The following is a 9,729-nucleotide window of genomic DNA, read 5'->3' on the forward strand; positions in this document are numbered from 1 at the left end:
CCCCCCGGTTCACTCCTGTCTTGGCAGCAGGCAGCTGCGGTCCATTATGAGACTGGCATACAACACCGTGCAGCTATTGTCGGCACCACTGCTCCTGCTCGCGCTGCCTGTGTTGCTCTGCCGACCGAGCAAACGCCGGAAACTGCTGCAAAGATTTGGCAGCGGCCTGCCCGGACCGGGTGCATATTCAGGCCGAGTCATCTGGATTCACGCCCTCTCAGTGGGCGAGGTAACGTCCGCCCTGCCCCTGGTCCGCGCCCTTCGCTCAGAACTGCCGCACGACACGATTATCTTTTCCGCGACGACGACCAGTGGCTGCGACCTGGCCGAGACACGTGTCGCACCCTTCGTTGATAACGTCATCGCTTTTCCCGTCGACATTTTGCCGGTTGTCAGACACTTTATCAAGCGAATTGCTCCCGATCTGTTCATCCTGGTCGAAACCGATTTCTGGCCGAACCTGCTCTACGAGCTTTCTGCCGCCTCTGTTCCGGCGGTTTTGGTCAACGGTCGGATATCGGCACGCTCGATGCGATCATATCAAAGATTCGCACCGCTCTTTCGGCCATTGTTCAACAAATTCGATCTTCTCTGCATGCAAACGGCCGCCTCCGCCGCTGCAATGCGGCAACTCGGGGTCGCGCACGACAAAGTGCGTACACTGGGGAATCTCAAGTGTGTCGTCCCGGAATCTGACCGGGCACCGGGCTCTCAAGCTCCGCCGGCTCTTTCCGGACGATCGCCTGAGCAGCTGCTCATTCTCTGCGGTTCGACGCACCCCGGCGAAGAAGAGATGTTGTTTGCCTGCGGCCAAACGCTGGCACGCCGGCATGACATTCACCTGGCGCTTGCCCCTCGCCGGATTGAGCGCAGCGGGGAGTTGCTCCGGCTGGCCGCTCAATTCGGTCTTTCGGCCACGTTACTGACACAGCGGTCTACCGCCGGCACTGCGGTAACGATCATCGATACCATCGGCGACCTGGCCGCTCTCTATGGCTTTGCCGACATCGCCTTTATCGGCGGCAGCCTGGTGCCGGAGGGCGGGCACAACCCGCTCGAGGCCGCGCGCGAAAGCTGCCCGATCCTGTTTGGACCGCATATGGAGGACTTTGCCGAAATCAGCGACGAATTGCTGGCCTGTCAGGCGGCCTTCCAGGTTCGGGACGAAAAAACACTGCTGACAACCCTCGAGCAACTGATCCAGTCTCCCGATCTGCGCCGCACCACCGGCCTGCGCTCCCTGGAGTGCGCACGGCATCAGGGCAATGTCATCGATTCGCACCTGGCTCTGATCAGGGAACTGCTGTGAAGGCCCTGCTCAAGACCTGCAACGCCAACCTGCTCCTTTGCCTCACCCTGCTGCTGGCCGCCGGCATCGCCTCTCGCAACGCTTTGGCCGCTGTTCCCTTGGCCATGCCGTTAGCGTTGCTGGCAACACTGGCCCTGACGGCCTGGCTGACACGGCGGGAAACGATCGCCATCGTACTGCTCTGCTGTTGCTTTTTTCTGCTCGGCAGCCTGCGGGGCAACCAACACGAGACAAGAAGCGTCATTCCGGCGTCTATCAGAACACTCGCCGAGGCCGAAGCGGACGTCGTTATCGTCGGTCGGCTCGCCGCCTTGGTCGCCGATAACGGTCTGGTCAGCAAAGCCCTGATCGATGCCTATCACTTCAAGGAGACTTCAACAGAACTCCTTCAGCCCACCCGGGTCCGATTGCTGCTACGCCTCAAAGACAGCTGGCCGGAAAGCATTTTACCGGGCGATACGCTGGCCGTTCGTGCCCGGTTGCGCCTGCCGTCTGTCGGCTCAATCCCCGGAGGGTTTGATTATAGCCGCTATTTGGTCCGCCAGGGCGTTGCCGCCATCGGCTCGGTCACCTCACCGCTGCTGATAGCGCCGATCTTGACCGAACCGGCCGCAGACGGTCATCAGTGGCGCTACCGGATCGAGCGGATCAGGGCGAGTATCGGCGCGCACCTCCACGCCCTGCTTGACCAACCCGCCGCCGGGCTTTATCGGGCCCTGCTGATTGGAGATCGGAGTACCATAGCAGCGGACCTTACAGAGTCCTTCAAAGGATCAGGCGTGGCGCATATTCTCGCTATCTCGGGCATGCACCTCGGCCTGCTCGGTTTTTTCATCTTCCAGGCCATCTCCTGGCTGCTGCGCCGATCCGAATATCTGATCCTGCGCCTGGATATCAAAAAAATTTCGATGCTGCTCTGTCTGCCTCCCCTCCTGTTCTATACACTGCTGGCCGGTGCCCAGCCGCCGGTGGTGCGCTCGTTCATCATGGCCCTCTTTATCGTTGTCGCCCTCGCCACCGACCGGCTGAAATCCCCCCTTACCACTCTGGCCGGCGCGGGGCTGGCGGTTTTGTTCTACGATCCGCTCTCCCTGGAAGACGCCTCGTTTCAACTCTCTTTTTCAGCCGTGGCGGCCATCATGCTGCTCGTCCCGCAGTTGCTGCAACGACTTGGAGCACCCGCACGAGAGTCCTCCGTTATCGGGCGTCTGCTCTGGTGGCTGCTTGGCGCCGTCGCCGTCACCATTGCCGCAACCATCGGCACGATGCCGTTCTTGCTTTATCATTTCAACCGGATCTCAACCGTTTCCATAGCCGCCAATCTGATCATCGAGCCACTGGTCTGCCTGTGGGCCATGGTATTCGGCTTTCTGGCTCTACCGCTGCAGGTCGTCAGCCTGCCGGCCGCCGACCTGCTGTTGCACATCGGCAGCTGGGCGTTGGTTGCCGCCGTTGCCGCTGCCCGGTTCTTCTCGTCAATCCCGTTCAGCTCTCTCTGGCTCCCGTCTCCGACTCCGTGGATCATGGCCCTCTATTTCACCTTCCTGGTGATCTGGCTTGCTCCGCCCCCCGGCACGCTTGGCCGACGCCGCCCGCTGCTTGGCTTGCTGTTCTGCTGCTGCCTGCTGGGTCTGTTTTGGCCGCTGACCCCGCTGGCCAACAGCTTCAGGGAACAGGACCGGATTACGATCCTCGATGTCGGCCATGGAAATGGCGTTCTGATCGAGCTTTGCGACGGGAGGAATGTGCTCATCGATGGCGGTTCCCGGAATTCTCCCGATTTCGACTGCGGCGCCGCGCTGATCGCACCATATCTGTGGCATCGGGGTATCGCCCGTCTCGACGACATCATCATTTCGCATGCTGATGCCGATCACTATAACGGGATTCCGGCTCTACTCGACCGATTTGCCGTAGATCGTCTCTGGCTTCCCTATCTCGATGCCGGCAAGCCCGGCTATGCAGAACTCTGTCGAATGGCCGGACAACGCGAAGTCGCCATCATGTTTCCGGATAGCGGCACGTTTATCGAAAACCAAGGATACCGGTTTATCGCCGTCGGCACGGCAACCGGCGCCCCGGCAGTGCGCCGCTGGGTCGATACCGACAATGCAACCGAAGACGACAACGGGCTGGTAGTGCTCCTGCAAACTCCCCGACTGTCAATGCTCTTTCCCGGTGATATCGGCACGGTCAGGGAACAAGAACTGCTGACGGCCCGGGAACCGATCCGCGCCCAGCTGATGCTTGCTTCGCATCATGGCTCGGTGACGTCGAATTCGCCGGTCTTTCTCGCTGCTGTCGCCCCGAGCCACCTGATTGTTTCCTCCGGGGATCGGGCCGGTGCCCTGTTTCCCTCACAATCGCTCCGCTCTTTCGCGCAACAAAACGACACGACGCTCTTGACCACGGTGGATCACGGCACCATTGTCATCGCAGCCACGACGGATGGATATCGGGTTCAAGCCTTTAAAAACGGGCAGTGGACGTTCAGTGGATCGGGCCAGGATGGTGCGATCACACCTCGGTGAAATCTGACGGCGGTTTGCGCAGGAATTTGAGAAATTTTGCTTTTTCGATCGAATTGGAATACGCATCGTCGGCGCTGATCATCTTCTTTTCGAGAAAATTCATTATGGCATCGTCCATGGTCTGCATACCGTATTTTTTCCCGGTCTGCATGGATGACAGGATCTGATAGGTTTTCCCTTCACGAATCAGGTTGCGTACCGCCGGTGTCGCAATCAATATCTCCAGAGCGGCGACACGCCCTTTGACATCAGTTCGTTTAAAAAGGGTCTGCGAGACGACCGCCTTCAGTGCGTCAGCCAGGGTCGAACGGACCTGCCCCTGCTGGGTTGCCGGAAAAATCTCGATGACGCGATCAACCGTTTTCATGGCGTTCAACGTATGCAAAGTGGCAAAAACCAGATGTCCGGTCATCGCCGCTTCCATGGCCAGTGAAATCGTCTCCAGATCGCGCATCTCACCGACCATGATTATGTCGGGATCCTCACGCAGGGCACCACGCAGTGCCTGGGCAAACCCTTTGGTGTGGGTGCCGATCTCCCGATGGTTGATCAGGCATTTCTGACTCTTATGGACGAATTCGATCGGGTCTTCAATGGTCAGTATATGGTGCTTGCGGACCTTGTTGGCCTCGTCGACGATAGCGGCCAGCGTCGTCGATTTACCGGAACCGGTCGGACCGGTAACCAACACGAGTCCTTTCGGTAGATGGGCGAGACGGGAAATAACCTTGGGCAGACCCAACTGCTCGCAGGTTAAAATCTCACTGGGAATTTCTCGAAAAACCGCACCGATCCCATACTTTTGTTGGAAGAAGTTACAGCGATAGCGGGCCAGGCCGGGGATTTCATAACCAAAATCGATATCTCCCGTTTCCTCGAAGACCTTGATCTTATCTTCAGGGCAGATCTCGTAAAGCATGGTCTTGAGTTCATCGTTGCTCATCTTCTTGAACTTGACCCGTTCAATATCACCGCGAATTCTCAGGACCGGCTGCTGGTCGGAGACCATATGCAAGTCCGAGGCACCTTCATCGTTCATCAGTTTGAAAAATGCATCGATTTGTGCCATGCCTTCACCTCTTTACAAGCTGATATGATAATAAATCAACGTCAGAACGACTCTTCAGGCTACGGTGACTCGACCTGTGCCATATTGCCTTCGGTAACGTTTTGTTTGATATAATCGACAACGTCACTGGATTCATCGAAAATCTTGAACAATTCGAGATCGCACTCGCCGATCAGGCCGGCCGCCAGTTGATTGCCTTTCACCCATTCGATGAGGCCCGTCCAGAAGGAAGATCCGACCAGGACGACGGGAAACGGTTTGACCCGTTCAGTCTGAATCAGCGTGATTGCTTCGAATAATTCGTCGAGTGACCCGAAACCACCCGGCATACAGACAAAAGCCGACGAATATTTCATAAGCATTACTTTTCTAACAAAAAAATATTTGAAATGTAAAGGGAAATTGGCATAGGGGTTGGGCACTTGCTCGTGTGGCAGACTGATATTGAGACCGACGGATATACCACCGGCTCGATTGGCACCTTTATTGGCGGCCTCCATGATGCCCGGCCCGCCACCCGTTACCACGGCGAAGTTTGCCGCTGCAAGCTCATAGGCTATCTTTTCAGCCAACTGATACCAGGGATGATCCTGTTTAACCCGGGCCGAACCATAGATGGTCACCGCCGGAATATCGATCGTCGAAAGCGCATCAAAACCATCGACGAACTCTGCCATGATCCGGAACATCCGCCAGGAATCACCGACAAGTGTATTGTCCAGGACATATTTCGGCTCACGCCTGATTCTTCTTCTCTCTTTGCATTCCATAACGATTACCGTAATGATTCATGGTGCTGGCAAAGGGTTTGGGCCCGGCTTCTAATCTCGTCCGGTACATCCCGACCAGTGATCAATTTTTTAATGTACCGGCGGGCCTGCCGGTAACGTCCTTGCAAACCATAGACAGTGCCAATCTCGAGCCACGCATCGATTCGAGTTTTGCGAACGGCAGCGCACCGACGAAACTGCTCTATCGCCTGATCATACTTGCCACAGGCCGCTAGGGCCCGACCCCATCTGAGCAAAAAAACCGGCTCCGGACCGGCGATCTCGACAGCCTTTTCGGTCAACCGCAGGGCGATATCGTCGCCTTCACCGAGAATGCGATACGAATCGCCGAGCAAACTGAGCGATTCGGCATCAAACTTGTCATGTGCCAGTGCCAACTGCAGCCAGCGAGATGCGTCTGGAAAGTGTTGCCGATGATACGCGCTGATGCCGAGGTACCGGCAGCAGGCGCCGGCTGATTTGACAGCACCCTGGCGAGCGTGCCATGCTGTCAGCATGTCCATACAGGAGACGTAATTGCCAAGGTGAAAGAAACAGATGCCGAGTTGATAGAGCAAATCGTCGATAGCGCCGGCCTGGTCGGTATCTTCTGGGTTGTATACCTCGCGAGCCCGCGAAAAGGACGCCGCCGCCTGACGGTATTGCCCGACGGCCTGCCGGCCGAGCCCCTGGTTGTAAAGGGCCATGAAATTATCGGGTTCGAGATCAATAACCCGTGTAAATGAGCGCACGGCATCTCCGGTCCTGTTCATCAAAGCGTAGGTTACACCAAGACTGTTGAGCAGGTTGATATCGGCCGGAGCACGGTCCAGGCCACGCCGGTATTCTCTAACTGCAGCGTTCCAATCTCCTTCGGCAAAAAAGACATCGCCGCTGACATTGAGACTGACGGCATCGAAAACAACGACGCTCCTCGGTCCGAAAAAGGCGGCATGGAGCAACGCTTTCCTCGTATTGTTAATAATTTCGGCGATACGCGAGCCGTGTTCGGGATAAGCGCTGATCCCGGCCGACAGCGAATAATCGGCGCCCTTGTTGCTGCATATGCGTTCGATCATGCCGACAGCCCATGCCCGGACCTCGTCAGTACGCGCATCGCCGACGATAACCAGATACCCATCCGCAAACGGCAGCATGTGCCTGGTCTCGCATCCGGCGTCAAGAAGAACGTCCGCCCCCACCTTTTTTTGAAAATCGAAGGTGAACAAAACCAGTGAGAAGACGTCAAGCTGTCGGCATCTGCGTCGGACTTTTGCGATTAAACTGCGCGATATCGGTCGGAGTGGGGCATGTTCGGGATTGATAAGCGTATCGTAATCACAAAACGCGAACGGACCGCGCCGACAGGCGACCTGCAGAGCCTGCCACGCCTCATCGAGCAAGAGGCGGGGATGATCATGCAGGAGCCTGCCGTCACCGCGCTGCAAAGAGACACTCGTGCAACCGCAGCGAACGCGGCGGCACCCGTGCCCTTTCAACGCCGTTATCAGCGACAGGCAGAAAGATGAGAGATTGATTCGCTGCTGATCGCTCACCAGGATGGCAAAAACCGCCATTCCCAGATGAAAGAGCGGAAACGATCGGCGATTATAGTTTTTTAGCAGAGAGCCCGTGTTCAAAACCGGAGAAAAGCGGTCGCGAATAGATCGTGACGGAGGGAGCGCCTCGATCAACACGAGGTGAAGATCCTGCCTGTCAATAGCTTCTGTCACTGCTTCGAAAAACAGATTGCAACCGTACAGTCCCGTTATCGGATCGAGAAACTCCCCCTTGATCTTTTTCAATTCATCGGAAAGAGCCTGACCGGTATCGGCCAACCACTCATCGGTCGCCTTTTCCAGCACGAGTGGATCCACCCCGGAGACCTCAGCCACCAACACCTCTCTCTCGGCTCCACACATCGGGAAATAGAGCGAATCCGGACTTTCTTTCTTCGGCAGACCGGTCTGCGCGGCATGTCTGGCGACAGTCAGCCAGGGCTGCTCCTGTTGTTTCTCAGTCGAGGGTAGGTCAGCGGGAATCAATAGAAAACGGGTGTCGGTTGCCGTTGGTACCAGGGCAAAAAACACTCTTTTGAATCGGGAGGCAAGCAGACTGAAGTCGGTGAGACAGAGCGATCCGTTGACCGGTGAAACCGGAAAAGAAGCGGCGCGCATACTCAGCAAACCAAGGAGAAATACTCAACCAATTGATCGGCAAGCAAAGCGATTTCGGAATCTTGGATCGTTCGCATATCAATGTGAAAACGATCGTGCTCAACCCTGCCGATCAACGGGATCTGCAAACGGCGGAAATCCCTCTCGAGCGTGCTTACCGGCACATCAACCGGCTGCAGCTGAACCGCCCAGCTGTCCAACCCATATTCGGGCAGCGCCCCGCCGCCGACCCGGGAAACGGTCGGGACGAGCGAAAAGAGGCAGCCATCGGGAGATTTTTTACCGATTCTCCTCAGCAAACGACTGGCCCGTTTCTTGATTGTTGACTGAGACTCGCCGATCATACGCAAAGTCGGTATCTGCTTACAGGCAAGCGACTCATCATAGTAGGCTCGCAGAGTACCTTCGAGCGAGGCAAGAGTGAATTTATCGATTCTCAGCGCCCGATTGAGCGGGTTCCGCTTGATTTGATCGACCAGGTCTTTCCTGCCGACTATGACGCCGGCCTGCGGTCCGCCGAGCAGTTTATCGCCGCTGAAGGTGACCAGATCAACTCCGGCAGCCAGAACCTCCTGGACAGTAGGCTCGGCCGGTAAGCCGAAGCGCTCCAGGTCAATCAGTGAGCCGCTGCCCAGGTCCTCCATAACCGGTAGCCCCTTCGTCCGGCCGAGGGCAACCAGCTCTTGCGCCGGGACTGCAGCGGTAAAACCGATCATCCGGAAATTTGAGGTATGGACCCGCAACAGCAGTCCGGTACGTTCGGTGATGGCCCGCTCATAATCGTAGAGATGGGTACGGTTGGTTGCTCCGACTTCGACAAGCTCGGCCCCGCTTTTGGCCATCACGTCAGGAATGCGAAACGAGCCGCCGATCTCAACGAGTTCCCCGCGCGAGACGATTACCTCTCGGCCCCTGGCAATCGTATCCAGCGCGATAAGCACGGCGGCGGCATTGTTGTTTACTACCAGCGCAGCTTCGGCCCCAGCCAGATCGCAGATGATATCTTCGACCAACGCATACCGGCTACCCCGCTTCCCGCTGTGCAGGTCAAATTCAAGGTTGCTGTAGTAACCAGCGCCGGCAATCAACTGTTCGAGCGCCGCGGTCGACAAGAGTGAGCGGCCAAGGTTGGTGTGGATAACAACACCGGTGCCGTTTATCACCCGGCGGAAACGACTGCGCTGCAATTGCCCGATCTGATCGACAAAAAGACTCTTCCAGGCGCTACGGTCGACAGGTAGAGTAATATCTCCGCCGGCCAGGATACCTTTTCTGACACGATCTATTGTTGTTTGCACAGCCTTTTTGGCAATACGCAGCGGTACGCCCTGTTGATTTATAAAATCAGACAGTTCCAGTAGACATTCATCAACCTTGGGCAGGTTGCGCAGCATCTCGGCTTTTTGATCCATCGTTCTCCGCAATCGGGAAATGGCAAATTTACAATAACGTTACGTTTAATCCGGGAACAATAGCAACAGCAGCTACAACAGGCCAATGTTTTTTTATTCGTCACGGCAATTCCAAAAACCTATTGACACCCCCGGGTGAATCAAGTAGTGTGCCGCGGTCCTGAAGCACGGGCCGGCCGCCAGGCCGTGCCGGGGGTTTCGGGGCGGTGCCGAAAGCGACGAGCGAGGCTGATTAGGGCTTGACAGAGCGTCGGCGAATTGATAGATTTATGCTCTTCTGCACCACTCATTGGTGCGCGCCGCTTGCGGCGTTTGTAGCGATCCTTGACAACTGAATAACAACATACGTGCAAACGGGCCCGACGCGTCTTTTGACGCAGAGGGATCTGCAGAGCAGTAATGCGATACAGAGCCCTTATTTGAAGTTGTGTTTTTAAATAAGGACCGATTTATCGGTTCAG

6 protein-coding genes are annotated in these 9,729 nt (G+C 56.5%); 2 read left to right on the forward strand and 4 right to left on the reverse strand.

Translation table 11 applies throughout. The features are described from left to right. Nucleotides 1-46 precede the first annotated feature (46 nt). Both BUC26_RS17905 and BUC26_RS17910 read left to right on the forward strand, forming a co-directional pair. Nucleotides 47-1,309: a 3-deoxy-D-manno-octulosonic acid transferase gene (locus BUC26_RS17905; RefSeq protein ID WP_073378244.1), complete on the forward strand. Its 1,263-nt coding sequence runs from the start codon at nt 47-49 to the stop codon at nt 1,307-1,309. Then, nucleotides 1,306-3,840 (forward strand): DNA internalization-related competence protein ComEC/Rec2, encoded by a 2,535-nt coding sequence (locus BUC26_RS17910; protein ID WP_073378246.1) that lies wholly within the window; start codon nt 1,306-1,308, stop codon nt 3,838-3,840. The genes BUC26_RS17905 and BUC26_RS17910 overlap by 4 nt, the downstream gene beginning before the upstream one ends. On the opposite strand, the gene BUC26_RS17915 is transcribed toward BUC26_RS17910, so the two are convergent. Genes BUC26_RS17915 through selA form a run of 4 tightly spaced genes read right to left on the reverse strand, consistent with a single transcriptional unit; the run spans nt 3,827 to nt 9,268 of the window. Next, nucleotides 3,827-4,909 (reverse strand): type IV pilus twitching motility protein PilT, encoded by a 1,083-nt coding sequence (locus tag BUC26_RS17915; RefSeq protein ID WP_073378248.1) that lies wholly within the window; start codon nt 4,907-4,909, stop codon nt 3,827-3,829. The genes BUC26_RS17910 and BUC26_RS17915 overlap by 14 nt on opposite strands. Before the next feature lie 59 nt (nt 4,910-4,968). After that, the gene (locus BUC26_RS17920) at nt 4,969-5,679 is read right to left on the reverse strand and encodes an LOG family protein (RefSeq protein WP_073378250.1); all 711 of its coding nucleotides are present in this window, start codon (nt 5,677-5,679) and stop codon (nt 4,969-4,971) included. Nucleotides 5,680-5,684: 5 nt separating this feature from the next. Next, a complete protein-coding gene (locus tag BUC26_RS17925; RefSeq protein ID WP_073378251.1) occupies nt 5,685-7,856 on the reverse strand; it encodes a tetratricopeptide repeat protein in 2,172 nt (723 codons plus the stop codon). Between the two features lie 2 nt (nt 7,857-7,858). Continuing rightward, nucleotides 7,859-9,268 (reverse strand): L-seryl-tRNA(Sec) selenium transferase, encoded by a 1,410-nt coding sequence (gene selA / locus BUC26_RS17930; RefSeq protein WP_073378253.1) that lies wholly within the window; start codon nt 9,266-9,268, stop codon nt 7,859-7,861. Nucleotides 9,269-9,729 lie beyond the last annotated feature (461 nt).

Origin of the sequence: Desulfofustis glycolicus DSM 9705 (assembly GCF_900130015.1) — a bacterium.
Classification (GTDB): domain Bacteria; phylum Desulfobacterota; class Desulfobulbia; order Desulfobulbales; family Desulfocapsaceae; genus Desulfofustis; species Desulfofustis glycolicus.

Excerpts from the sequence above, each read along its gene's own strand:
- BUC26_RS17925 (WP_073378251.1), bottom strand. The coding sequence starts at position 7,856 with ATGCGCGCCGCTTCTTTTCCGGTTTCACCGGTCAACGGATCGCTCTGT.
- BUC26_RS17920 (WP_073378250.1), bottom strand. The coding sequence starts at position 5,679 with ATGGAATGCAAAGAGAGAAGAAGAATCAGGCGTGAGCCGAAATATGTC.
- BUC26_RS17915 (WP_073378248.1), bottom strand. The coding sequence starts at position 4,909 with ATGGCACAAATCGATGCATTTTTCAAACTGATGAACGATGAAGGTGCC.
- BUC26_RS17905 (WP_073378244.1), top strand. The coding sequence starts at position 47 with ATGAGACTGGCATACAACACCGTGCAGCTATTGTCGGCACCACTGCTC.
- selA (WP_073378253.1), bottom strand. The coding sequence starts at position 9,268 with ATGGATCAAAAAGCCGAGATGCTGCGCAACCTGCCCAAGGTTGATGAA.